Annotated in this window: 23 protein-coding genes; 13 read left to right on the forward strand and 10 right to left on the reverse strand. The window is 42.7% G+C overall.

Going from position 1 to position 25,186, the window contains the following annotated elements; all coding sequences use genetic code 11:
- Positions 1-41 precede the first annotated feature (41 nt).
- Entirely contained in the window at positions 42-965 is a 924-nt protein-coding gene (locus tag ACO6S0_RS16445) for a nicotinic acid mononucleotide adenyltransferase (protein ID WP_422349400.1), read from the reverse strand.
- Positions 966-1,087: 122 nt separating this feature from the next.
- Here ACO6S0_RS16445 and ACO6S0_RS16450 point away from each other — a divergent pair, with 122 nt between their 5' ends.
- Positions 1,088-2,089: an NAD(P)H-dependent glycerol-3-phosphate dehydrogenase gene (locus tag ACO6S0_RS16450; protein ID WP_422349401.1), complete on the forward strand. Its 1,002-nt coding sequence runs from the start codon at positions 1,088-1,090 to the stop codon at positions 2,087-2,089.
- Here the strand turns inward: ACO6S0_RS16450 and ACO6S0_RS16455 are convergent.
- Entirely contained in the window at positions 2,086-2,838 is a 753-nt protein-coding gene (locus ACO6S0_RS16455) for a LytR/AlgR family response regulator transcription factor (RefSeq protein WP_422349402.1), read from the reverse strand. The genes ACO6S0_RS16450 and ACO6S0_RS16455 overlap by 4 nt on opposite strands.
- 123 nt (positions 2,839-2,961) lie before the next feature.
- Between ACO6S0_RS16455 and ACO6S0_RS16460 the strand changes: the two genes are divergently transcribed.
- Entirely contained in the window at positions 2,962-4,293 is a 1,332-nt protein-coding gene (locus ACO6S0_RS16460) for an alpha/beta fold hydrolase (protein WP_422349403.1), read from the forward strand.
- A gap of 2 nt (positions 4,294-4,295) precedes the next feature.
- On the opposite strand, the gene ACO6S0_RS16465 is transcribed toward ACO6S0_RS16460, so the two are convergent.
- The 4 genes from ACO6S0_RS16465 to ACO6S0_RS16480 all read right to left on the reverse strand — a co-directional run bounded on the left by ACO6S0_RS16465 (position 4,296) and on the right by ACO6S0_RS16480 (position 9,176).
- Complete coding sequence (locus ACO6S0_RS16465; RefSeq protein WP_422349404.1) at positions 4,296-5,855, reverse strand: alanine/glycine:cation symporter family protein; 1,560 nt, start codon at positions 5,853-5,855, stop codon at positions 4,296-4,298.
- 122 nt (positions 5,856-5,977) lie between these two features.
- A complete protein-coding gene (locus tag ACO6S0_RS16470; RefSeq protein WP_422349405.1) occupies positions 5,978-7,063 on the reverse strand; it encodes a hypothetical protein in 1,086 nt (361 codons plus the stop codon).
- Positions 7,064-7,136: 73 nt separating this feature from the next.
- A complete protein-coding gene (locus ACO6S0_RS16475) occupies positions 7,137-8,804 on the reverse strand; it encodes a glycerol-3-phosphate dehydrogenase/oxidase (protein ID WP_422349406.1) in 1,668 nt (555 codons plus the stop codon).
- A gap of 15 nt (positions 8,805-8,819) precedes the next feature.
- Positions 8,820-9,176: a hypothetical protein gene (locus tag ACO6S0_RS16480; protein ID WP_420401226.1), complete on the reverse strand. Its 357-nt coding sequence runs from the start codon at positions 9,174-9,176 to the stop codon at positions 8,820-8,822.
- Between the two features lie 64 nt (positions 9,177-9,240).
- On the opposite strand from ACO6S0_RS16480, the gene ACO6S0_RS16485 reads away from it, so the two are divergent.
- From ACO6S0_RS16485 to ACO6S0_RS16505, 5 genes are all read left to right on the forward strand, one after another.
- The gene (locus ACO6S0_RS16485; protein WP_422349407.1) at positions 9,241-9,783 is read left to right on the forward strand and encodes a CvpA family protein; all 543 of its coding nucleotides are present in this window, start codon (positions 9,241-9,243) and stop codon (positions 9,781-9,783) included.
- A 187-nt stretch (positions 9,784-9,970) separates the two neighbouring features.
- Entirely contained in the window at positions 9,971-10,489 is a 519-nt protein-coding gene (locus ACO6S0_RS16490; RefSeq protein ID WP_422349408.1) for a CAP domain-containing protein, read from the forward strand.
- A 109-nt stretch (positions 10,490-10,598) separates the two neighbouring features.
- Positions 10,599-11,138, forward strand: a complete 540-nt coding sequence (locus ACO6S0_RS16495; protein WP_422351840.1) for a 3-hydroxyanthranilate 3,4-dioxygenase — start codon at positions 10,599-10,601, stop codon at positions 11,136-11,138.
- A gap of 2 nt (positions 11,139-11,140) precedes the next feature.
- Complete coding sequence (locus ACO6S0_RS16500; RefSeq protein ID WP_422351841.1) at positions 11,141-11,512, forward strand: DUF1304 domain-containing protein; 372 nt, start codon at positions 11,141-11,143, stop codon at positions 11,510-11,512.
- 74 nt (positions 11,513-11,586) lie between these two features.
- A complete protein-coding gene (locus ACO6S0_RS16505; RefSeq protein WP_422349409.1) occupies positions 11,587-13,140 on the forward strand; it encodes an aldehyde dehydrogenase family protein in 1,554 nt (517 codons plus the stop codon).
- A gap of 62 nt (positions 13,141-13,202) precedes the next feature.
- On the opposite strand, the gene ACO6S0_RS16510 is transcribed toward ACO6S0_RS16505, so the two are convergent.
- Complete coding sequence (locus tag ACO6S0_RS16510) at positions 13,203-13,967, reverse strand: hypothetical protein (protein WP_422349410.1); 765 nt, start codon at positions 13,965-13,967, stop codon at positions 13,203-13,205.
- A gap of 449 nt (positions 13,968-14,416) precedes the next feature.
- On the opposite strand from ACO6S0_RS16510, the gene ACO6S0_RS16515 reads away from it, so the two are divergent.
- Both ACO6S0_RS16515 and ACO6S0_RS16520 read left to right on the forward strand, forming a co-directional pair.
- The gene (locus tag ACO6S0_RS16515) at positions 14,417-14,968 is read left to right on the forward strand and encodes a hypothetical protein (RefSeq protein ID WP_422349411.1); all 552 of its coding nucleotides are present in this window, start codon (positions 14,417-14,419) and stop codon (positions 14,966-14,968) included.
- A 10-nt stretch (positions 14,969-14,978) separates the two neighbouring features.
- Positions 14,979-15,545: a hypothetical protein gene (locus ACO6S0_RS16520; protein ID WP_422349412.1), complete on the forward strand. Its 567-nt coding sequence runs from the start codon at positions 14,979-14,981 to the stop codon at positions 15,543-15,545.
- Between the two features lies 1 nt (position 15,546).
- Here ACO6S0_RS16520 and ACO6S0_RS16525 read toward each other — a convergent pair whose 3' ends face one another.
- Positions 15,547-16,272 (reverse strand): metallophosphoesterase, encoded by a 726-nt coding sequence (locus ACO6S0_RS16525; protein WP_422349413.1) that lies wholly within the window; start codon positions 16,270-16,272, stop codon positions 15,547-15,549.
- 207 nt (positions 16,273-16,479) lie between these two features.
- Here ACO6S0_RS16525 and ACO6S0_RS16530 point away from each other — a divergent pair, with 207 nt between their 5' ends.
- From ACO6S0_RS16530 to ACO6S0_RS16545, 4 genes are all read left to right on the forward strand, one after another.
- Positions 16,480-20,154: a T9SS type A sorting domain-containing protein gene (locus ACO6S0_RS16530; RefSeq protein ID WP_422349414.1), complete on the forward strand. Its 3,675-nt coding sequence runs from the start codon at positions 16,480-16,482 to the stop codon at positions 20,152-20,154.
- A 94-nt stretch (positions 20,155-20,248) separates the two neighbouring features.
- Positions 20,249-20,695: a hypothetical protein gene (locus tag ACO6S0_RS16535; RefSeq protein ID WP_422349415.1), complete on the forward strand. Its 447-nt coding sequence runs from the start codon at positions 20,249-20,251 to the stop codon at positions 20,693-20,695.
- Between the two features lie 44 nt (positions 20,696-20,739).
- Entirely contained in the window at positions 20,740-21,684 is a 945-nt protein-coding gene (locus tag ACO6S0_RS16540; RefSeq protein WP_422349416.1) for a carbohydrate kinase family protein, read from the forward strand.
- A complete protein-coding gene (locus ACO6S0_RS16545) occupies positions 21,684-23,612 on the forward strand; it encodes an amylosucrase (protein WP_422349417.1) in 1,929 nt (642 codons plus the stop codon). The genes ACO6S0_RS16540 and ACO6S0_RS16545 overlap by 1 nt, the downstream gene beginning before the upstream one ends.
- Here ACO6S0_RS16545 and ACO6S0_RS16550 read toward each other — a convergent pair.
- Together ACO6S0_RS16550 and ACO6S0_RS16555 are read right to left on the reverse strand one after the other, a co-directional pair.
- Positions 23,609-24,745 carry an ATP-binding protein gene (locus tag ACO6S0_RS16550; RefSeq protein ID WP_422349418.1) on the reverse strand — a complete coding sequence of 379 codons (1,137 nt, stop codon included), beginning with the start codon at positions 24,743-24,745 and terminating at the stop codon, positions 23,609-23,611. The two genes, ACO6S0_RS16545 and ACO6S0_RS16550, sit on opposite strands and share 4 nt — an antisense overlap.
- A 45-nt stretch (positions 24,746-24,790) precedes the next feature.
- Positions 24,791-25,171: a four helix bundle protein gene (locus tag ACO6S0_RS16555; RefSeq protein ID WP_422349419.1), complete on the reverse strand. Its 381-nt coding sequence runs from the start codon at positions 25,169-25,171 to the stop codon at positions 24,791-24,793.
- Positions 25,172-25,186 lie beyond the last annotated feature (15 nt).

Raw genomic sequence — 25,186 nt, forward strand, 5'->3', positions numbered from 1 at the left:
CCAAAAAACTTGTCTAAATAGTCGAACACTATTTTTTCTCCTTACATTTTTCTTTGTCTTGTTACGTTCATTAAGGAAGATTTAACTTTTGAACGCTTTTTTCCCACTTTGTCCCCAGATTTCAAAAACTCGATATACCCTCTTCCTTGAAACTCATAAACCGTTTCGCTATCCACATGGTACAACTCAATGGTACTATCATCTATAACGTATAGCTCAAAATAGTCATTGCCCAAGAAGTCATAATCCAGTGTTAAAGTTTTGAGCGTGGGATCATTTGCCACATCAAATATTTCATAATCCCCTTCAAAATCCCATTGCAGATTCGATACTGCGGTTCCTGAACCATCCACAGAGGATCTAAAAAAGGCTCCATCCGTTCCAGATAAAAATTGAAGGAAATTCTCGTCATCAAATTCATTGATAGCCCCAACTTCACTGGTATAAGTCTTTTCCCATGCCTCATATTCCTGCAAAAAGTAATGGAGGTTGTCATAGAATATTTGGTCATAATCAAAACTGTTCCGCTGATACCCTCTAATGATGTATGAAGTATCCGAACGGGAATCATACAATTCCAAGGTATTGTTATTGACGGCAAAAACATCCAGCACCCAAACCCCGTCTACATCATGTTCAATTTCAACCGCACCAAACAAGGTTCCATAGTCCCCAACATCAATTCCCAATCCATTTCCAGTTTTTCCTATACCCACCAGGTTGTTGTTGGCCCTAATCGTTCCATAATCAAAGGATATGGTAAAGGCCCTTTGCAAAAAAGGAACTTCCCCACTTCCTTTGGTTGCATTGATATCCACATACCATAAATCGTAGGATTCCAGAACCAAGGCTGTATTGATTGGTGATTCTTCGATAAAGTCATCTTCAAAGACAACATCGGTATAGCATGAGCTGGCCAAAAGACCTATAATTAAGCTTCCAAAAAGTAGTTTTCCCATTTTCATAATCTAGACGTTTTGATTCAATTGGTATAAACCAAGCACCATGCCAAAACCTTAACCTTTTGATAATCAAGTAGTAATAGGTGGTTGAATATATTTTTTAGCTTTGCTTCCAAATTAGAGGGATGGACAAAAAACTTCGTTTTGGAGTCATTGGAGGTGGTAGTTGGGGAACTGCCATTGTAAAAATGTTGATGGAAACCCAAGATCAAGTGGCTTGGTATATGCGTAGCGAATCAGCTATTGATCATATTCTAAAGGAAAAGCACAATCCCAACTATCTGAGTTCTGTTGAGTTTGATATTTCCAAGCTTCAACTAAGCAACAATATGAACGCGGTGGTTAACGGCTCTGATGTGCTCATATTTGCTATTCCTTCTGCATTTTTGGAAGGAGAACTCAAAAAACTGTTTGCTTCTTTGGAGGGCAAAATCATTTTTTCAGCTATAAAAGGTATAGTACCTGAAAGTGGATTGATCGTTGGGGAGCATTTTCATGATGTCTATCAAATTCCATTCAAAAATATTGGGGTAATTACTGGGCCATGTCATGCGGAGGAAGTTGCGCTAGAACGTCTTTCATACCTTACCATTGCCTGTGCGGATGAGCAAAAGGCGCACTGGGTGGCCAATGCCCTTCAAAGTCATTATATCCGCACCAAAATTTCAGATGATATTATTGGCACCGAATACGCTGCCATGCTGAAGAACATTTATGCGATCGCGGCTGGAATTGCCCACGGGCTTGGCTATGGCGATAACTTTCAAAGCGTACTGATGAGCAACGCCATTAGGGAAATGAAACGGTTTATAGACAAAGTCTATAAAATGAAACGGAACATTAACAATTCGGCCTATTTGGGTGACTTGCTGGTCACGGGATATTCCACCTTTAGTCGAAACAGAATGTTTGGGAACATGATCGGGAAAGGGTATACCGTAAAGAGTGCCATGATGGAGATGAACATGGTAGCGGAAGGCTACTATGCCACCAAAAGTGCACACCTCATCAATCAAAACAGGATCAAAAAAACCAAAACCCCGATCATCAATGCGGTATTTCAAGTGCTGTATGGAAAGAAAAATCCGAAAAAAGTCTTCAAAAAGTTGACAGAAAAACTGAACTAGTTCAGCAAAACATCGTCGGCAATACTTTTGCCCCGTGGTATGGAGTTGTCCTGAATGTCGATTGTCAGGGCATCGTAGGATTTAATATGTTCCTTGTTTACGATAAAGGACTTGTGAACCCGCCTAAAATTTGAGGGGAGCTGTTCCAGTGTTTTTTTAATGCTTCCATAGCTTGTTATCTTGGATTTGTCCTCTAGGTGAAAAGTGACATAGTTTCCCAATCCCTCCACAAAGAGAATGCTACCCACGGGAACACGGTGCGTTTTTCTATTGGATCGGATTTCCAAAATCTCACTTTCCAAACTTTTGTTCTTTTCCTGCTCCAACGCCCACAGTTGAAACAGTTTTGCGCCCAGTACAAACAGCACCGTGGTATTGATCAACACGATGGCACGCACCAACATCATTATGCTAAAAAGTCCAGCAGAGGAATCGTTCAACAACAGCTCCTCGTAAAAAAGGTGGATAAATACCCTTTGCAACACCCCTCCCAGTAGCAGCGTTAAACCATAGCCAAGGAAAAACTCCTTGTATTTTCTTTGGAGCAAAAATTGGGGCAATAGATAATATAGAGTGATATAAACCGCCAAAATTCGGATGGGCAGCAATACAAACTCCAAATAAAAGGAGGCTAAATAGCCTTCCTCACTCACCCATATCAATCCAAATAATATATAGTACAGTACCCAGAATATGCAATGGGTGGCAATCCTTGATCCAAATAGATAAAAGTTGGTATTCGGTTTCATGAACAAGCTTTTCCTATGTCATTACCAAAGGGGCTTACGTATAAAAAACAAGGCCGTAGGCATAAATTGTCCCTTGTCTAAAATTAGGCAATCTACTTTTAAGGAAATCATAAAACATCAGTCATGAAATACTGTTCCTTATTTATCGCTTTACTATTGTTATCCCTATCCAGTTCCATCCAAGCACAACAACTGGGCAGAAGAAGCTCTTGGGAAGCTAAAATTCAAGGTCCACAAGCGAACAATCCAGGAGCCAAAATCCTAGAAATTGAAGACAACAGCCCGTTGGCCAAAGCGGGATTCTTGGCCAACGACATTATCATTGAAGTCAATGGCACTGCTGCCTCCTCTGATGAAAAGTGGACAGAGATATCCTATGGTCTTAGAGCCGAACTTCCCACAACGGTCAAGGCGATTAGAAATCAGAAATTGATTGAAAAAGAGGTGACTTTCAATCCCTTGGAACGGGAAATCCATAAAAATTTGGACACTTATTATGAAGAAGTGACCAGTTCCCACGGTATCACCCAACGCATCATTATCACCAAACCCAAAAAACAGGGAAAACAACCCGCCGTGGTGCTCATCGGGGGTCTAAGTTGTTCCAGTATTGAAACCTATCCAGGACGTAAGGGCAATTGGGTGCAGACCATTAAAGACCTGGTAGAAAAATCGGGAATGGTGGTCATGCGCATAGAAAAGCCAGGGGTAGGCGATAGTGATGGGGATTGCAGCCAATCTGACTTTCTAACGGATCTAGCCGGTTACCGAGCTGCCATAGCAAATTTCAAGACCAAGCCCTATGTGGACTCTTCCAAAATTGTGGTATATGGCTCCAGTATGGGCAGTGCGTTAGCTCCGCTATTGGCCAACGAGTATGATTTGGCAGGCGTTATTTCTGATGGAACTTTTTTTAAGACCTGGTTTGAACATATGTTGGAAATTGAACGGCGTATTCTTCAATTTAAGGGCAATTCAGAATCCGAGATCGTGGATAAAATGAACACATACTATATCCCACTTTATTATGGAATGATGATTCAAAAGAAAACCTATCAAGAAGTGGTGGATGAGCAACCTGCTCTTGCAAAATACAATTACCATTCAGCCGCCCATATGTATGGCCGTCCAGTTGCTTATTACCAACAGCTACAAGATTTTGATCTTGCCGGACAATGGGAAAAAGTCAAAGTTCCTGTTAGGATTTTAAGGGGTTCCAACGATTGGATCATGTCCTCATTTGACAATCAAATGATCATCGATGTTCTAAAACGAAATGGACATAAAGACCATATTTTGCATGAGTATCCGGGATTAGATCATTGGAACACCATTCATGAGAACCCCAAAAACTCTTTTGAAGGAAAGCCTGGGAAATGGGACGAGGGAACCATCAACCTTATTGTTAATTGGGCCCGGGAAATAGTGGGTTTAGCCCCCACGGCATTTCCATAACTCTAAGATTTGATAGTCCCCACTTTAATAGCATGTAAGTACTTCCCGAGTTCCTTTTTGGCCTTTGGGAATAAAAAGAGCAGTCCGATCATATTGGGAAAAACCATGGCAAGAATCATGGCATCCGAAAATTTAATGACAGCATCCAAGGTGATGGCTGCACCAAGTATGGTAAACATCAGGAATAAAAACTTATAGCTAAGATCCGTCCACTTACTTCTTCCAAATAGGTATTTCCAAGCCTGAAGGCCATAGTAAGACCAGGAAAGAATGGTAGAAAATGCGAATAGTATCACGGCTATAACCAACACAAACGAAGATTCCTGGATGGCATGTTCAAAAGCCTGGGAGGTAAGATTGATGCCCCCAATCCTGGATCCGTCCAGCATCAAAGCCTTGCCGTTGACCACGTCACCGTACACAAACATGCCATCCATATTAAAGAGGATGATCACTATGGCTGTCATGGTACAAATCAAGACTGTGTCAATAAAAGGTTCCAGCAGTCCAACCAATCCTTCCGAAGCAGCAAAAGGGGTGTTCACTGCAGAATGTGCTATGGCAGATGATCCAGCCCCGGCCTCATTGGAAAAGGCCGCCCTCCGGAACCCCTGAATCATTACCCCAATAAAACCACCTGTTACGGTAGCTTTGGGGGTAAATGCTTCACTGACTATCAAGGATAGTGCATCATCCACCAATGCCATATTGGAACAAATAATAAATAGCGCGGCCAACACATAGAGCAAGGCCATAAAAGGGACAACTTTCCCAGTCACATTGGCGATGCGTTTGATACCTCCAATAATCACGATTCCCACAAAAATGGCAAATATCATCCCAATAATGGTTCCCGAAGCTTCGTGTTCTATCTGAAATTGACCTATTATTTGTGCCGCTGCTTGATTGGTTTGAAAAGCATTCCCACCTCCTAAGGATGCACCAACACATAAGATGGCAAAAACACCCGCCAATAGCTTCCCAAAAGTTTTAAATCCTTGCCCCTTGAGCCCTCTGGACAAATAATACATGGGGCCACCAAATACTTTACCATTTTCATCAATATCCCGATATGCAACTCCCAAAGTACATTCCACAAACTTGGTGGACATCCCCAGAAGCCCCGCCAAGATCATCCAAAAGGTAGCACCCGGGCCACCAATGGATATGGCTACGGCCACCATGGAGATGTTTCCCAATCCAACCGTACCCGATACGGCTGTTGCCAAAGCTTGAAAATGATTGACCTCTCCCTGCTCTCCTTCTGATGCTGCAGCTTCCACTTTATCATACCTCCCCCGGACCACATTGATTGCTATTGGAAAAAGTCGCACATTGATTCCCTTAAAGTAGATGGTAAAGAAGAGCGCTCCCACAATAAGGAGAATCAAAACTATGGGGATGTTGGCACCACCAATGGGTACGGTGCCCAGTATAAATGCCTCCCACCAAATGGCAAAGGGCATGAAGGAATCATTGATTTGCTGATCCAAGCCTTGGGCCGACGAAAGCTGAGGTAAAAAAATAAGTAGGGGCAATAAAAAGAGATGCTTGAATTTCATAGATCCTATTTTAAAATTTTCGGGAAATTGAAAAAAGACGCTATGAATCAATGCCGTTGTCGGAAAAGCTTATGCGATGTCGGTAAGTCCGTAAGCCGACAAATATTTTTTAAGTTGCTGTTTTACAGGAATATGTTTTCTGGTGGAAGAATCATCCGAATCCTTCGATTTCTACTTTCCGACATTTCAAACAAGGTGTTTTTTAGGGGTATCAAATGCTGTTCCCTGCTCCAATTCCCCTTGCCAAAAAGTCCATCCAGAAGCGCATTCAGCAATCGCTTTATTTGATTGTAATCCCCTATGTCGTAGTTTCTTTCTCCTGCTGTGAAATTTTTAGGCTTTATCTCAAGCCAGGGTTTCTCACCACTTTTGCATCGCTGCGCAAACTCCAAAAGCAACGAATGCAACTTGGGAGTGAGAACAATTTTTCGCTCCTTGGTTCCAGGAAAACCGTTCAACACTACAGTGGACGTCCATTTTCCTGATATATCCTTCTCTTTGGAAAAAACCAAACTCAAATGAGCCGATTTGGGAATGATGTTTTCAGCCAACTCCTTGACCCAACTAAGTGCCAGTGCAAAAAACAACATGATCAAGCTTGTTTTGAAAATGGCTGAAAAAAGCAACAGTATATGCTCAGATTCCGATAGCTTAAAAAACTGGGCCACCAAAATAATCAGAATGCATACCAGCGAAAGCCAAGACAGCACTTTTAATCTTCTTTTTGCGAAGGATTCCCAAAGTACTCCTCCCAAAAAAATAAGGGTAAAAACCGCATAATACACGTCAAGTTCTTGGATATAGCCATATTCCCTTCCTACCACCAGTTTGTGAACCGTAAATGCCAAACAAAATAAGAATGGGACCCCAACAATGTATCTCCAAAAACCTCCCTTGATCACAGGCGCAAGGGGTTTGGGGAGGTATCTAAACCATGGTAAGGCCAGTAGGATGAACAAACTGTTAAACAAGGAGAATATACTCCGCCCGCTATCCAGATATAGGGCATTAGTCTGTGAAACTCCAGTAAAATAAACTTCCAACAAACCTGAAAAAGCCCAAGCAAGTATGGACAAGGCCAGCCAAACCTGTCCGAAATCATTTTGCTTTTTTCCAATCTGCCACCAAATTGCGATCAACGCAAAAAATGCGAAAAGGCAGACAGCAAACTGCCACCAGCCGTAGAAAAAGTAAAGGTTGGCGTCCATTGGAAACGCAGAAGTTTAATTTAACCAAATATAGGGAATTCCTATAGCTGCATTGGTTGGCAAAGGACGGGGCCTAAACCCTATCCAAAGAAAAATTGGAATGCGAATCAAGCTCGTGCAACAACGACTCCTTAAAGGATTGGGTTTCCTCCTTGGTATACCCAAATACCTGCTGGAATTCATCCAATACCGGTTCCATGAACAGTTTAACGCTCTCAATGTCAAAATAAAGTCTTCCTGTTCTTCGGATAAAGAAATCCATAGGGTTCAACACCATTTCATAAGCAATGGAAAACTTGGTCTCTGCACGAATCATCCGTTCATAGGCATCTTGCTGTTTCTGGGATTCGTAAAGTTCCAATATCAGCTCCGTTTGCTTCCCGTAGGTGGTGACGAGGTACCATGCATCGTACTCGGACAAACCATCCGCTTGTACACGCTCATGTACTTCTGCAATGTACTTTTTGACCTGTTTGAATTTCTTAAAATTGCTTCCACAGAGTGGAATATTCTCGGTTTTACTGGATGGAAGTTCCATCCCGTGGTCTTCTTGCATTTTTTGGGCAATCCGATTTACGGTTCGCTCCGCCATCTTGCGATACCCGGTCAGTTTACCTCCGGCGATGCTGATCAGTCCGGTATCCGAAGTGAAAATCTCATCTTTTCTGGACAGTTCTGAAGCCGATTTGCCCTCTTCATGAATCAAAGGCCTCAAGCCAGCCCAAGAAGAAATAATGTCCTCCATTTCCAAATGGATGTCCGGAAACATGTTGTTTACTGCGGAGATAAGGTAGATGGCATCTGCCAAATCGGTTCGAACATGATCCTTGTCCAGGTTAAAGTTGGTGTCGGTGGTTCCCACATAGGTTATTTTACCCCGTGGAATCGCGAACATCATACGCCCATCAGGCACATCAAAATAGACGGATTGTTTTACGGGCAATTTTTCTCTTGGGAATACCAAATGGACGCCTTTTGTCAAATGCAGGCGCTTACCCTTTTTGGAGTTGTTGATGATACGTAATTCATCTACCCAAGGGCCTGCGGCACTCACTACATATTTTGCATTGATTTGGTATTCCTTTCCGGATACCTCATCCCTAACCTTGACTCCTGACACCTTCTCCTTCTCATAAACAAATCCGGTAACCCTCATGTAGTTCAAAGCGTCAGCTCCATATTGAAGACTTGTCTTGATGTTTTCCAAAGTCAAACGGGCATCGTCTGTTCTATACTCTGCATAATATCCAGCCCCGTTCAATATCTTTTTGGGCAAGAGAGGCTCCAGTTTCAAGGCTTGCTTTTTCTCCAGCATTTGCCGCTTATCTTCTCCGGTTACTTGGGCAAGGATATCATATACCTTAAGTCCAATGGAGGTTAACCATTTCCCGTAAGAACCTCCCTCAATTAAGGGGAGCAGCATCTTCTCCGGCAATACCAAATGAGGGGCCAACTTGTGTACAATAGCCCTTTCGGAACCCACTTCCTTGACCAACCAAAAATCGAATTGTTTCAGATATCGCAGACCCCCGTGAATTAATTTGGTGGACTTACTACTGGTTCCGGAAGCAAAATCCCCTTTTTCCAAAAGGAGTACTTTTAGTCCTCTCGAAGCTGCGTCCAAGGCAATCCCCCCGCCAGTTATTCCACCGCCAATGACCACAAGGTCAAAGTCTGTTTTTATAGCCTTGTCAATCTTTTTTTTCCTTTCAAGGTTGGTGAAACTCAAGGGTGTTTCCATTTTTTGGATTTCTAGTTATTTAATGTACTCTTTTTCCAGGAAATAGTTCACCAAGGCCTCCTTCATCAAAATGGATTGCTCTCCTGGTTTTAGGGGAGGTAGTTGTTCTTTGACCGTGTAATGGGGCCAACCATCATCGTCATAAAAATCAAAGTCGTAATACCCATAAGGCTCCAACAATCTACAAATGGCAATATGCATAAGATTGACCTTTTCATCCTTCTTAAAAGTTCTATGGTAGTTTCCCAGTTCTTGTACACCTACCAAATAGACCATTCCGTCTATGTCCAAGGGGTCACCATCCGAAAATTGTTCAGACAGCTTTACGACCAATTGGTCCCATCGTTCCTTAAGTTCCTCGTCCCTTGCCATATCCCTTTGTTTGACGGTCACCAAAGGTAGTAATCAATATCCTATATTTGTTAAAATAGAAGCAATGAACTTTCTGGATATCGTTATAGGTGTTCTTCTGATATGGGGACTATACAAAGGCCTTAAAAATGGGCTTTTCGTAGAAATTGCTTCTCTTGTGGCCCTCATAGCAGGAATTTATGGTGCCATACATTTTTCATACCTCACAGCAGACCATCTGTCCGAAAACATGGGTTGGAATGGACAGTATTTAAAAATCACTGCCTTTCTTATCACTTTTTTTGGTATTGTTCTGTTGGTTCATTTTGCTGGCAAATTCCTGACCAAAATTGCCGATTTTGCAATGCTTGGTCTCTTAAACAAGGTGGCCGGAGGCATTTTTGGGATGCTCAAAGTGGCCATTATTGTCGGTGCCTTACTTATCTTCTTTGAACGCCTTACCGCGTCTTTTGATTTTATTAACGAGGACACCAAAAAGGAATCCCTTTTTTACCATCCGGTAAAAGAAATAGGTGCTCTGGTATTTTCTTGGGTATTGGAAGCTGAGCAGCCCAATCCAAATTCTGAAGAGAATCCAACGTCTTCAGACCAAAACATCATCATTTAAACGATAGATTTTCTCGACGAATGGAACCGGAGTTCATTCAGTTCCGATTGAAAAATGAGGCTTTTTGACCTCTTAACGGATAATTTTGTGTTCCCATGGAAAATTTATGGCTCGGGGAAGCTTCTCGGCTAGTTTAGCTCCTAGAACATATGGGGTGCCAGAACCACCCCAAAGCATAGCCCTGAAAATGAAAAGAGTATTTTACACCCTATGGCTGACGGCCGCCGTTATAGGCCTCACTATGTGTAGCAAGTCGTCTACAGTTGAAGAAGAAAAAGCTATTGCCGAATCCTTTCTTCAGAATGAAAAGATGACCGTGGACCCCCAGGAGATGGAAGCTGAATTGGTGAATCTGGTGAACGAGCACAGATCGTCCATTGGCGCAACTACACTACAAAACAGTCCCTCCTCTTATGGTCATGCCAAAGACCATAACAACTATATGATTTCCAAGAACGAGTTGAGCCACGATAATTTTGAATCCCGTGCCTCCAAGATTGCATCAGAAATAGATGCGGTAAAGGTGAGTGAAAATGTGGCCCGATATTATTCCACTGCCGAAAAGACATTGGAAGGTTGGCTAAATAGCAGCTCCCATAAAACCACTTTGGAAGGAGATTTTACCCATACCACTTTAAGTGTGCAAGTGGATAAACAAGGTAGGCCATACTTTACCCAAATATTTATGAAGGTAGCGGCGCAATAAACCTTTGTTATACTTCAATATAACATTAGGACCCATGCATAGCATGGGTCTTTTTGTTAAAGCCTATGCTGACAAAAAGGATTTTTATACCTTTCAAAAAATCTTGGACATGGCAGCACAAGCTCCTTTCAACCTAAATCAATGGATAGCGGAAAATAGGGACACCCTTAAACCTCCCGTGGGCAATAGGAATCTATATAAAGACGCTGGTGATTATATTGTAATGATCGTGGCAGGGCCCAATGCCCGTAAAGACTACCACTACAACGAAACGGAAGAACTGTTCTACCAATTGGAAGGCAATATTGAGGTTCACATTCAAGAAGAAGGACAAAAGAAAACAATGAAGTTGGGCCCGGGAGATATGTACCTCCATCCAGCCAAAGTACCCCATTCACCCGTGCGACATAAAGACTCTATAGGTTTGGTGGTGGAACGTAAACGGGACCACATGAACGTTGATGACGGACTTTTGTGGTTCTGCGACAACTGCAACCATAAACTTTACGAGGCGTATTTTACCTTACATGATATTGAGAAGGACTTTTTATCCCATTTTGAGCATTTTTATGGCTCCGAAGAACTAAGAACCTGTGATAATTGTGGAACGGTGATGCCTATTGACGAACGTTTTACCGCAAAAGATTGATGATGCTGATAATTGCCAAAACACTTATCGTTTTAGTTGCCATTTTGCACCTATATTTTTTGTGGTTGGAAATGTTTGCCTGGACCACCAAGGCCAAGAAAGTATTCCGTAAGTTTCCGGAGGAATTGTTTGAACCTACCAAAACCCTAGCTGCCAATCAGGGATTGTACAATGGTTTTTTGGCGGCAGGACTAATCTGGTCCTTACTCATTAAAAATCCAGAATGGCAAGTGTATGTTGCCATGTTCTTTTTGGGCTGTGTTTCTGTGGCAGGAATCTATGGCGCATTGACAGCTTCTAAAAAGATTTTTACGGTCCAAGCCCTTCCTGCGTTGATTGGATTGGGATTATTGGTCATCCATTTTTTCCTTTAGGAAATCTTCACTATGTTCATCGGGAATATTCGTATTTTTGCGAAATATAACAATACACCTATAAAAAGTTATAAATGTCAGAAACTGCAGTATCATTTGGAATAGATGAAGCTCTTCAAAAATTGGGCTTAAACCAAATAAACGAAGGTACTTCCACCGGTTCAAACAACTTCGGTTCAGGAGATGCCATAGCTTCCTATTCCCCTGTGGATGGAGCGTTGATCGGAAAGGTAAAGAGCACCACATCCGAAGATTACGAAAAAGTAATGCAAGCCGCCACATCGGCTTTCAAGGAATGGCGATTGGTTCCTGCTCCCCAAAGAGGTGAGATGGTTCGCCAATTTGGTGAAAAACTTCGCGAGCTTAAAGAACCACTTGGAAAATTGGTTTCCTATGAAATGGGGAAATCCTACCAAGAAGGTTTGGGGGAAGTTCAGGAAATGATTGATATCTGTGATTTTGCTGTTGGCCTTTCCCGTCAATTGCATGGGTTGACGATGCACTCGGAGCGACCTGGACATCGCATGTATGAGCAGTACCACCCGCTGGGAATTGTCGGAATTATTTCGGCCTTTAACTTCCCTGTGGCCGTTTGGGCCTGGAATACGGCTTTGGCTTGGGTATGTGGAGATGTTTGTGTTTGGAAGCCCTCAGAAAAAACTCCTATGTGCGGGGTGGCTTGTCAAAATATTATTGCCGAAGTTTTAAAAGAAAATAATCTTCCCGAAGGAATCTCCTGCTTGATCAATGGCGATTACAAAGTGGGAGAAATGATGACCACGGATAAAAGAGTTCCCCTGGTTTCAGCAACGGGTTCTATCCGCATGGGTAAAATAGTGGCGCAAGCGGTTGCTGCCAGATTGGGTAAATCCTTATTGGAGCTCGGCGGAAACAACGCTATCATTGTTACCCCGGATGCCGATATTAAAATGACGGTCATTGGGGCGGTCTTTGGAGCTGTAGGTACCGCAGGACAACGCTGTACCTCGACCCGTAGATTGATCATCCACGAATCTATTTACGATCAAGTAAAAGAAGCGGTGACCGACGCTTACCAACAACTTCGAATTGGAAATCCTCTGGACGAGAACAACCATGTAGGTCCCCTGATTGATACCGATGCGGTTGCGATGTATCAAAAAGCCTTGGAAGAAGCCAAGAAGGAAGGTGGTTCGGTATTGGTTGAAGGAGGGGTTTTAACTGGTGAAGGCTATGAAAGTGGTTGCTATGTAAAACCTGCTATTGTGGAGGCTAAAAACAGTTTTCAGATTGTACAGGAAGAGACTTTTGCACCCATTCTTTATCTTTTAAAATATTCAGGAAACGTTGAGGACGCCATTGAACAACAAAACGGGGTGGTTCAAGGTTTATCGTCTGCCATTATGACCAATAACCTTAGAGAGGCGGAACGATTCCTGTCCGCTTCTGGTAGTGATTGTGGAATTGCCAATGTAAACATAGGTACATCCGGAGCTGAGATTGGCGGGGCATTTGGTGGTGAGAAAGAAACTGGAGGTGGTCGTGAAAGTGGTTCTGATGCATGGAAAGTATACATGCGCAGGCAAACCAACACGATTAACTATACTACGGAACTTCCATTGGCCCAGGGCATCAAGTTTGATTTGTAGTCAAGTCTTTATAATGGAAAAAGCCCGAGTTATCGGGCTTTTTTTATGCTATTTAAATAGCGTTATTGCTGAGGTGCAATTCGTTTTACACGCTCATAAATGATACTGTACTCAAATCCTCCCTCGGGCATTATCTCTCCCATTTTGGACTTGGATATTACTTCTTGAAAAGCGGCGTCCATACCATCTGGATTGTATCTCAAATAGTTCATAACATCTGCCATGGTATCAAATCCATCCCATGTAAGTGCAGAAAACCTTGCTGCACTTCCCCTAGGGTACACAACCGACATTAATCCCCAGGATTTCATACCTAGATTGCCCTTTTTAATGTTTTGTTCATGAAGTGGTTTCCACAGGGCCTTGTTCTCTTCAATAAAGCCACTTCTATTTTTGGGCATGGCATAGTTTACCAAGGCATATTTATAATCCCCTTCTACCATGTCCTCTAATTGTAGCCAATAATCAAATGGTACTTTTGTAAAAGAGTTGGTCTCCACCAAATTTGGTGAAATACCCATGGTCTTTAGATTATCAGCAGACCATACCTCTGCCGGGTTGGCTTTTTCAAAACTCTCATATAGGTTTACAAAGACATAATTGGGTGCGCCTTCCTCTGTAACACCCACTTTTCTCCATAAGGACCATCCAGCCATTTTACCTTGGTCAATCGCCGTTTTGGCCACCTTGGCCCAATGATTGGTTTCTTTATCCAAAAATTCAGATTCCCGATCGGCTGGAACCACTCGGTACTGAAAATAGGCAACCTGTCCCATGGAACAGAAGCAGATCATAAATGCAAACAGTGTCAATAGTGTTGATCTCATAATGTTGGTTTTAAGGTTAACTTCTTAATATACTGAAAATCAATTAGATTTACCAAAAAACCATTGCCAGAATAAAGACGAACAAGCCGGTGGCTTTTCACACAAAACAAAAAATCGCAGCTCATAAGAAACCACGATTTTTAAACCAACTTAACTAACTCAAACTTAAATTAAACCCTATTTCAATGCCGGAACTTCGTCGGGAGAAATAGGGTTCCTTACCTAATATATATATGCAAATTTCCCATTATTCCGGATGAGGTCTCATCGGAATATTATCATTGGTCATAAAAATTGTATGATTGGTGTTTTTTGGTACTTCTTTCGTTGAAATGTTATCTTGCGCCAAACCAATTATTATCATAAGTCCCTCGGATTCTAGTGGTTAAACCCTGATTTTTTAGCATTTTTTTAATATTTTGTAGGAACGAACGCTAACTTTTGTTCCGATGTCCAACAAGAATTTATACCTGCTAGGGATAGTGGCTGTTATTGCTATCGGAACTTGGATGTACCTCAATCTCTGCAGTGGGTGTCTTAACGAAACAAATCAAGAATCCCCGCAATTGGAAAATTCGGTAGTTCTGAAACAGTCAAGTAATAAGCTCGCCTACCCTTTTGCCCTTAGTGACGGGAGCTTTACACTCAACATCACGGACAATTTTGATTTCCGTCCTTCCAACCCTACTTTTCTAATGCCCATTTCGAAAGATTTGAAAGATGGCATTGAGACCTTACGGAACTATTTGATTGCAAACGACTCTTCCGTTGTTAATATCATTGGACATTTTACGCCTAAAGAAGAAAACACTACCTCATATTCCAATCTTGGTTTGGCACGGGCACAATCCGTTAAAAACCATTTTATCATTTCGGGAATCCCTTCCGATCAAATTAAGGTGTTGGGAAAACTTGATGAGGAAATGGAAAAGGAAGGCAATGTTTATTTGGGAGCCGTGTCGTATGCATTGATTTGGAAGCAGGAACAAGAAAAACCTTAAACCACTAATTATGAGTGCTGAAAATATTAATATTTGGTGTTGGATTATTCCAGCTTTGGTAGGTCTAATTGCTGGCATCTTGGGTTATTTAATTGGAAAAGGCAAGGACGCCGGGGTTGTTGACTCTTCGGCAGAATTAGCGGCCCTGGAATCAGAGAATGCCCGATTGAAAGCTGAACTGGAAGCTTGCAACAAAAAGCTGGCCGATGAAGCTGCAACAGAAAAAACAAAAACCATTTCCAGTTCCCTTGCTCCTCCCTCAACAAGTAAATCCAAAGGATTTGATGCCAATGCAGCCAAAGCTGCCTTGAAAAGGCGAGTAAAGGAAAATGACTTGAAGATAGTAGAAGGTATAGGGCCAAAAATAGAAGGGCTGTTCCATAATTTTGGAATCAAGACCTGGAAAGACCTCTCGGAAATATCCACTGTAAAATGTCAAGAAGTACTTAATTCAGGAGGGGATCGCTACCGAATTCACGATCCAGCTTCTTGGCCCATGCAGGCAAAAATGGCCTATAAAGGGCAATGGACCGAGTTGGCCAAATGGCAAGACAAGCACAAATCGGGTAAATTCTAAGTTAGTTTCTCCCCCTTTCTCCAGGATAAAAGGTGTGAACGGGGTCGCTTTGCCAATACTCTTTAGTCTCCACATCCATCATGGTCAAGGCCCCCTTAAAAGCAGCTCCTGTGTCCACATTCCAAACGTTGGCTCCCTTTTGGGGTACAGCTTCCCCTATTTTGGAAAGTGGCGTGTGCCCAATAAACACCTCCTTGTAATGGGTTAACCTTTGCGGGAAGTTAGGATGATCGGGAGACATGCTGGAATCCAAGGCCTTGGCCAGTTCCCAGAGGGTCCGGTCCCAATAAAAAAGCTGTTCAAAATACTCGTATTCCACACCCTTTAAATTGGTATATCCAGCGTGCAGGTACAGTCTATTGTCCTTATCCAAAAAGTAGTTTTGCAGTCCAGCATAAAATTCCAAGTGCTCTTCCCATTTTTCCTTGCTTGCCGCCAAATAAGAGTCTCTTGTTGCCACGCCTCCATGGGCCAACCACTGAGGATTTTCTTTTTGGGTAAGCAACCACTCCCTGCATAGCTCGTCATGGTTGCCCCTTATGAAAGTACATTGGTAACGCTTGTCCAGTTCCATCAAAAAATCAACTGTTTCCACAGCAGTACTCCAAGCATCCACATAATCCCCCAAAAAAATGAGGTGATCATCCGTCGTCACCTTTGCTCGCTGTAGTAATTGCTTTAGCGCTTTAAAGCCAGAATGAACATCTCCAATTACCAAAGTTCTCATGAACCAAATTTTGGGCAATGATACACAACAAAAGCAAATTTGGACCAAAATCAAGCTAAACTTTCGGCGAAAACATATTTCCTCAATGGGGAATTCCCAATTTTACTTTGTAAGCTGATTCCTATTAATCGATTTTATTTAGATTTTTTTAACAATGGTGCTTCTTTTTGTTATATTGAAAAGCTAATTCATTTAATCTCATACTATATGAAAAGAACACTACCCTATCAACTTCTTTTTTCTTTTTTAATCTGTATGTCCCTTTCCTTCTCGGGTTTACAGGCTCAGAACCTAAAAAAGACACATGATGACGCTCCACAGAAAGGGCATAATCTGTATAAGCAAACCAAAATTTACGATAGCAAACAAGGGCCCGTTGGCGTTACTCCTAAGCCTATTGGTGATCGAGCCTTAGATCGAATGGCCTACGAGCATAGACAGGTTCAAGATCCGTTTACCAAAAAAATTCCAGAGCATATCAAAGAGCGGGAAGCAGAATTTGTTGGTAAAATTGACTCTACGGATATCCAATCCCAAATGTCCAAATCCTATGGGAGTGAAGCTTCAAAAAAGAAGTATTTCTACTTTAGGAATAGAGGGCCATTTAACGTTGGGGGAAGGACCAGGGCATTAGCCTTGGACATGAAGAACGAAAACATAATTTTTGCTGGGGGCGTCTCGGGTGGACTATGGAGATCGACCAATTCTGGCGACACTTGGCGCAAGGTAACCCGTAGAAGGCAATCCCCAAGCATTACGGCCATTGTTCAAGATCCAAGAAAAAACAAACAACATATTTGGTATTATGCCTCCGGAGAGCGTTTTGGTAACTCCGCTGGAGCACCAGGGGCTTTTTACCAAGGTTCCGGTATATTTAAATCCAATAATAATGGTAGAAGCTGGTTCCCATTGCGCAACACTTCGGATAATGACGTAACCTCTTTCTCATCCTTTGATTTGATCAACAGCCTGGTTGTGCATCCGCACACGGGTCATATCTATGCCGCAACTTTTGATGGTTTGTTTCGCTCCACGAATGGAGGGAGGTCCTTTGATGAAGTGCTCCCAAGTGGATTCGACAGCCAAACTGAAGTTATGGTTACCCCAGGCGGTACCCTTTACGGAACAGTGGACATTTTTGGAGGGGAAAATGCTGGGTTCTTCACCTCTGAAGATGGGGTGAGTTGGACCAACATTACTCCTGCAGGACTATTCCCTTCGTTCGGAAGAACCGTCATGGCATACGATCCATCTGATGAGAATAGAATTTACTTCTTCTCCTATGATTTAAGCAATGCGGGAGAGGCCTTTTTGTGGAGATACCAAAGAGATGCAGCCACCCCCGAGGAACAATGGATAGATCTAACGGCCAATTTGCCCATAGGAATTGGTGGCATCGCCAGTGATCTAAACTTGCAGGGAGGATATAATATGGTGGTGAAAGTACATCCTACCCATCCGGATATTGTCTTTTTGGGCGGCACCAATTTATATCGTTCTAATTCTGGGTTCACTACCCCAGCTGGATTTGAAACCTGGATTGGGGGCTACACCATTTTTAGTGACAGCTTTGGATTATATCCCAATCATCATCCCGATCAGCACAATTTGGTTTTTCTTCCATCCAATCCCAATAAGGCAATTTCGGCAAACGATGGTGGTGTTCAGGTGACCGAGGATATAACAATTGCCAGCGAACCTGTGAGTTGGACGTCCTTGAACAATGGTTATATTACCACTCAGCCCTATGCCATTGCCATAGACCCCGAAGGGAATAGTCAAGATGTAGTAGCAGGATTCCAAGATAATGGTACATGGTTCACCAACTCTACGAACGGAAAAGACCCATGGGAAGAGGATTTTGGGGGCGATGGTTCCTTTAATGCCATAGCTGATGGAGGACTGACCCGATATGTATCCGCCCAGTTCGGCGTAGTGTTCCGATTTAATTTTAACGAAGCGGGTGAGTTTATCTCGTTTACAAGGGTACAGCCTTCCAGTGCTAGTGGATTTGATTTTGTGGCTCCATTTATTCTGGATGCCAACAACGATAACATCATGTATATGCCCGCAGGTGACCGCATGTGGAGGAATAACAACCTGGATGAAATTCCTTTGTTCTCCAATGCCCCGACCACGGTGAACTGGGTGCGTCAAGATCAAACAGCCACGCCAGATGGTTCCTTGATTACTGGTTTGGATGTGTCCAAATATCCTGTGGCCAACAGATTGTATTATGGAACCTCAACGGGCATGATTTTCAAAATGGAAAATGCCAACATTGATGACCAACCCCCTGTGGATATTTCAACCGGTAAAGGTCTGCCCACTGGAAACATCAACCAAATTTATGTGGACCCCAACAATTCGGATAAAGTATTTGCTGTGTTTTCCAATTACAATATCAAAAGTATCTTCATGAGTAGGGATGCTGGTGAGACTTGGGAAAGTATCAGTGGAAATTTGGAAGAAAACAATGATGGTACAGGTAATGGCCCATCCGCTAGATGGTTCTCCATAGGCGGGAACAACAATATTTACTATGTAGGTACCAGTACTGGGCTTTATGCAACATACTACCTCAATGGGGATAGGACACGTTGGTATCGGGAGCCCTGTATTGTTGGAAACGTGGTTGTGCCTCAAGTGCGTACAAGAACAGATGGGTTTGTTGCTGTTGCCGCCCACGGAAATGGGGTTTACAATGCAAAATTCTATGCCTCCAAATCTCCAACATCCAAGCTTAGCGTAGCCTATTTGCTGCCAGACCTTGTACTGCCCATAAGTAGTCCAGATAGGGAAGTGAATGTAAAAGATTTATTTGTCCATTCCAGAGGACGGGATATTTCCATTGAGATGACCAATTCCAATCCAGAACTGGTCACTGCCGAGATGGATGGGGATATCATCAAACTGTCCTTTGCACCCGGTATGGAAGGAAGTGCTGCCATTGGCTTAATTGCCACATCTGGAAAAGAGCAGGTTGCGGAAGGATTTACGGTGACTTTAACGGAATTACCTATTTATGAGCAGAACGAAGCGGCCATAGGAAGTAGACCTTCCCAATTGTTCCCTGACTTTGGTGGGGCCCTGGCCCAATCCGCTGATGATTTCATTGTGCCTGCGGACAGTCAGTGGACCGTGAACAGTGTTGTTGCCTTTGGAGGTGCCAATAATAGCCCGTTGCTTACCAGTGCCAATGTGGTGATTTATGCTGACAGTGGGGGACAGCCTGGTGTTGTGGCTTATGATAGTGGCGCTGTGGTTCCGTCTTCAGAACCAACAGATAGCAATATCAGCATTGAGCTTCCCGAACCTTTGGTTTTGGAGGCCGGTACGTATTGGATATCGGTCTACGCCAATCTCAATTTCTCTCCTGATGCCACCCAGTGGTTCTGGTTGACACAGGCAGGTTTAATTGGCAACGAAGCCGTGTTTAAAGATGCGTTTGACCTTTTCGGTACAGGTGCGGTAGATTGGACGGCCCAGTCAGCGGCTTTCGGTGATGGAATTACGGATCAGGTTTTCCAGATATATGGAACAGTGGACAGTGGATCTTCTGATGATATTGCCATGCAAATTCCTCCGTCTGGCCAAGCTGACCAAGTCCAGCAAAACCTGGCGACCTTGGAGACGGAAGTCATCACTGCGGTATGGCCCAACCCATCCACGAACCAGTTCTATTTTGCTGTTAAAAACAATAGGGACAGCAAGGTTAGCGCCCAAATTTTCAACATTCTTGGACAAAAAGTCTTTGATCAGCAAAACGTGGATAGTTCGCAACCATTTATTTGGAATGCTTCCAATAATCCTGACGGGATTTACTTTGTGAAAATTAGCGGTTTGACCACGAATGAAAATTTTAAAATCATAAAAAAATAATAGGAGAAGAGTTTGAAAAAGGCGCGATGGTAATCGCGCCTTTTTAACATCCAATCCAATGGCTTGTTCCGTATATCATTAAAACGCAAATAATATGAAACCCCTAATCTTCATACTAGTCTTTATCTTAGGGCAGTCCTGTTCCAAATCGCAAGAAGGTTTGATGACGGAAAACTCTCAGATACAGGAACAATCCACGGGTCAAAATGAAGAAGTCAATGGTGCAAACAATGAACAAGAAATGTTGGGTCCAAATGAAATAGTATTTAAGATAAAAGTACTTTCGGCCGTTCAGGACAACAAGGAAATTTGCGGCATTGCCAAGGATCATCTTTACAAGATTGAGGTCTTGGAAATCATGGAATCTGGAGGGAGCCTCCAGCAAAAAGTTTCGGAAAATCAACAAATTTCAGTTGCTTTTCTTTTTGAACCTGGACAACTTCAAGCCGATTCAACACTAGAGGCCAAAGCGCGGGAATCCCTATGCCAAGATTCTTCCAAAACATATTTTACAGTCATAGCCCACAAAATTTTGGATTAGCCGCTTTTTTCTCCTTACATTGAGTCTTCTATTTAGATGTAGGGATGAAAAAAGTATTCTGTGTAGGTGAGTTACTAATTGATTTTGTTGCTGAAAAGCAGGGAAGTGACCTTACCCAAGCCACCATCTTTACCAAAAAAGCAGGCGGTGCTCCAGCCAATGTGGCCTGTGCCATTTCCAAATTGGGAGGCAAAGGTGTATTTATTGGTGCGGTTGGCGAAGATCCCTTTGGGAAGTTCTTGCTGGATGTCATAAAAAAAGAAGGTGTCGATGTATCACTTGTCCAAATTTCAAAAACCTTTACAACCCTAGCGTTCGTCTCACTTGCAGAAGATGGCGAGCGTGACTTTGTTTTCAGCAGGGGTGCCGATCGGGAATTGACCTACGACCCATCGCTTAGGAAAGATTTTCACGGTAACATTATGCATTTGGGGGCCGCCACCGCATTGCTGGGAGGTGAACTTGAGAAGGCCTATGGCAAATACCTTTTTGATGCGCTTACCAAGGAAATGTTTATCAGCTTTGACCCAAATTTCAGGGGAGATCTTTGGAAGGATAATGAACAACGGTTCATTAAAAAATGTATGCCGTTTGTAGAAAAATCCCATTTGTGTAAATTTAGTTTGGAGGAAGCCCAATTACTATCTGGAAAGGACGATCTATACCAGGCATGCGATTTCCTACATCAAGTGGGGACAAAAATCATTGCGGTGACCCTAGGCAAGGAAGGGACTTTGATAAGCATGGACAAAAACAAACAAGTTGTCCCTAGCATCAAAGTCAAGTCCGTTGATACCACAGGAGCCGGAGATGCTTTTATTGGTTGTTTGCTGAAACAAGTTGCAGATATGGACAACTTTGAACATCTCAAGGAAGACTTTGATTTGCTTCTTCCCATGGTCACCATGGCCAATAAAGCCGGTGCCATCACTACTACCAACTACGGAGCCATCCCCTCGCTACCATCTAGATCACAATTGGAAGCCTAATGAACCAAGCTGCTTTACATAAGCTCGTTTCAAATCGGCTAAATGTCAAAACTCCCAAGGCACTTTTTGATTTAAGGTTAAGCACCAATCTTAGCTTGATCCAACAGCTGTTCTTTTCGCTATATCCCGTAGAAAAACACGATAAGGATTTTGATAAACTCCTAAAACTTTTACCCAAGCTATATGACCTTCGGCCTGATGAACTTCAGCGTCAGGATCTGGAGCGCTTGGAAGCCGAATCCTGGTACCAAAGCCAGAACATTGTAGGGATGCAATTGTATGTGGAAAACTTCAACAAAGACCTGAAGGGATTACACAAAAAAATATCTTATTTCAAAGATCTTGGGGTCAATTTTATTCATGTAATGCCCATTACCACAAGACCTAAGGGAGAAAGCGATGGCGGATATGCGGTTAACAGTTATCTGAAGGTCGATAAAAAATATGGCTCCCAAGAAGACTTGCTGAAGTTAACCTCTGCCTTTAGGAAACACGGTATTTTATTGATGTTGGATTTTGTGGTAAACCACACTTCAGACGAGTATCCGTGGGCAAAAAAGGCCAAAAAAGGGGAGCAAAAATATCTGGATTACTACTACACCTTTGAAGACAGGACCATCCCCGACGCCTTTGAGAAGGTGCTTCCGGAAGTTTTCCCTGAAACCTCACCGGGCAACTTCACATTTGTCCCAGAAATGGATCGCTGGGTGATGACCGTTTTCAACAGCTATCAATGGGATCTGAACTATACCAACCCAGAAGTTTTTATGGCGATGCTGACCAACTTGGTCAAAATGGTGAATTTGGGTGTTGATGTAGTTCGGTTTGACGCCCTGGCATTCTTGTGGAAGAAAATAGGAACAATCTCCCAAAATTTGCCCGAGGCCCACAATTTAGTGTCCTTGTTCCGTATGTGTCTTCAGGTGGTTGCTCCCGGTGCTATTTTTTTGGCGGAGGCCATTGTGGCTCCCAAGGACATCATCAAATATTTTGGCGAAGGACCAAAACTGGGCAACGAGTGCGAAGTAGCCTACAACGCATCGCTTATGGCTCTTTTGTGGAACTCCATAGCAACCAAAAAAACAGGACTGCTGTATAAAAGCCTTACGGAAGTTCCTGCCAAACCAAAGGAATGCACTTGGATCAATTATATCCGCTGCCATGACGACATAGGTCTTGGGTACGATGATTCCTTTATCCGTGAAATGGGATGGGACCCAAAGCAACACCGAAAATTCTTATTGGATTATTATTGCCAAAGATTGGATTGGTCTCCTGCCAAAGGCTTACTATTCATGTACAATCCCAAAACAGGTGACGGAAGAATCACAGGCAGTGCCGCCTCTTTACTGGGATTGGAATCGGCTTTGGAAAATGAGGATAAAGAACTACTTGAAAAAGCTATCTCCAAAATCAATTTGCTACATGGAATCATCCTATCTTTTGGGGGCATTCCCATGATTTATGCCGGGGATGAAATTGCCACTTTAAACGATTACTCCTATACCAAAGATTCCAGCAAAAGTGGTGATAGCCGATGGGTGAATCGTCCCCAGCAAGATTGGGCCATGGTTAAAAAACTTGGGAATGGGGATTTGCCCCAGAGCAACGTATATCACACCCTAAAACATTTGATTTCCGTCCGTAAGGCGAACCCCGTTTTGGCCGACACCAACAATCTAGTCCTGCATCAGAGTGGAAATAATCATATACTGGTTTTTGAACGAACCCAAGGTGCCAAGAAAGGGATGATCGTCATCTGCAATTTTGATGAAAATCCGCAAGTCATAGATTCTGGTTGGCTGATGAAATTGGGGTATTTCACCAAGGGAAATCCAAAAGATCTGGTAGCTAACAAAAAAATTGATGTGAAAAGTGGGCTGTTGGAACTCCAACCCTATCAAATGATCTGGCTTAAAAAATCCTAATTGTATCTCACCTTTCGGAGTATTCGCAAGGATTCTTTCAGTGATTGATAAATATTGGAGTCCTGCCGCTTTATAAGTGGGCGGGCTTGTTCCATTTGCTCCTTGGCCTCTTCAAATCCATTCAGATAACAAATGAGGTAGGTGGCAGGCAAATGCATCAAATCTGCAGTCTCAACTTTGTTGAGCCCAATGTTCTTTTTTAATTTTTGCAATATTGTATTGTTGGTGTTCAAGACATGGTGCAGCGTTTTCTTGTCATATTGGGGTGGTTCAAATACGAGTTTGCTGTTGATGGTGTATTTCCCATTCTCAGAAAAGGTAATCACCATTTCTTCCAACGGATAATATTTTTGTTCGGCTCCCAATCCCAATTGAACAAACTCCAGCATGGTAAAGGAATCTTCGGTATAGTCAATCGTGATTTCATCCAAGGCCGAATAAAATAATTTGACCTGCTCATTGATCAGTTCGATATCCACCCTGGAAAAGTACGTCTTGTTCTTAACGGTTTTCTTGTTTCCTGCCCAGCATACCACAAACTGTTCCTTAAACACCTTGTAATCACTTGTAAGGTCCGCGTGTCTGTTGTTTATAAAATTGATGACCGCATCCAAGGTCAATTCTATATTATTGCGAGCGTGCTGTTCTATGGTAGCCACCGCTTCTGAATTGATGTCCTTGAGCTCAATATCAAAAGCTTTGGGAAGACTTATGCTTCCTTCCCTGAAAAAAACAGCTCCTCCGTAATACTTCCAGATATTTTTCCGAAGGGCACATACCTTGCCATTGGAACGAATGGTTACCAGACCCACTACTTTGCCTTCCGGAAGATGCGGAAAGGGGATGTTCTCATACGAAATTATGGGCGGGTTGTCCAAATAGGCGTTGACCAGATTTTGGATCTTGCTATCGTCAAAAAAATCAACCCCAACAATTTTATTGTCCTCATCCTCCACTCCAACCACAATAAAAGAGTTGTTCTTAGGGTTGCTGTTGGCAAGAGCACAAACATGTTTTAAGAATTTCGCCTTCCCTTCCTTTTCCCCAATGGCAATGAATCGTTTTTTGTCGTAAAAACTGTTTTCATCATTATGGGCAAGCAGGTTTTTAACCAGAAGGCGTTTGTTGATCATATTCTTTGGTTTCGGGTAGCGCGTTACAAGTTTCGGGTTGCTTGGTTAATCATACTTAGAACCCTTTCTTTCAGATTTTTTTAAATAGGTCATAAAAGCGCCCAATTTCTTTCCCAGCGTCAATGTCATATTATAAATGGCATCGAATTGTTTTTGCGAAATATGTCTTCTGTCCAAACACCTGTACAATTGTGAACGAAGCTCTCCACAAGATGCTTTGGATATGCTTAAAAACTGAATAAACTCTCGGTTGCCGTTTCTTTCATAACCTTCCGCAATGTTGTCCATAACCGAACCTGAATCCGAATTCATTTGATTTCTTAGTTCAAAATCTTTTGCCAGGGTTGTATTCAGCATAATTTGCCAAACTTCATTGCACAATTCTCGGGACATATTCCAAACTTCCAATTCCTCAAAACCCTTCATTTCTCAACTATTTAA

The organism is Flagellimonas sp. (assembly GCF_965233845.1).
Lineage (GTDB): Bacteria > Bacteroidota > Bacteroidia > Flavobacteriales > Flavobacteriaceae > Flagellimonas.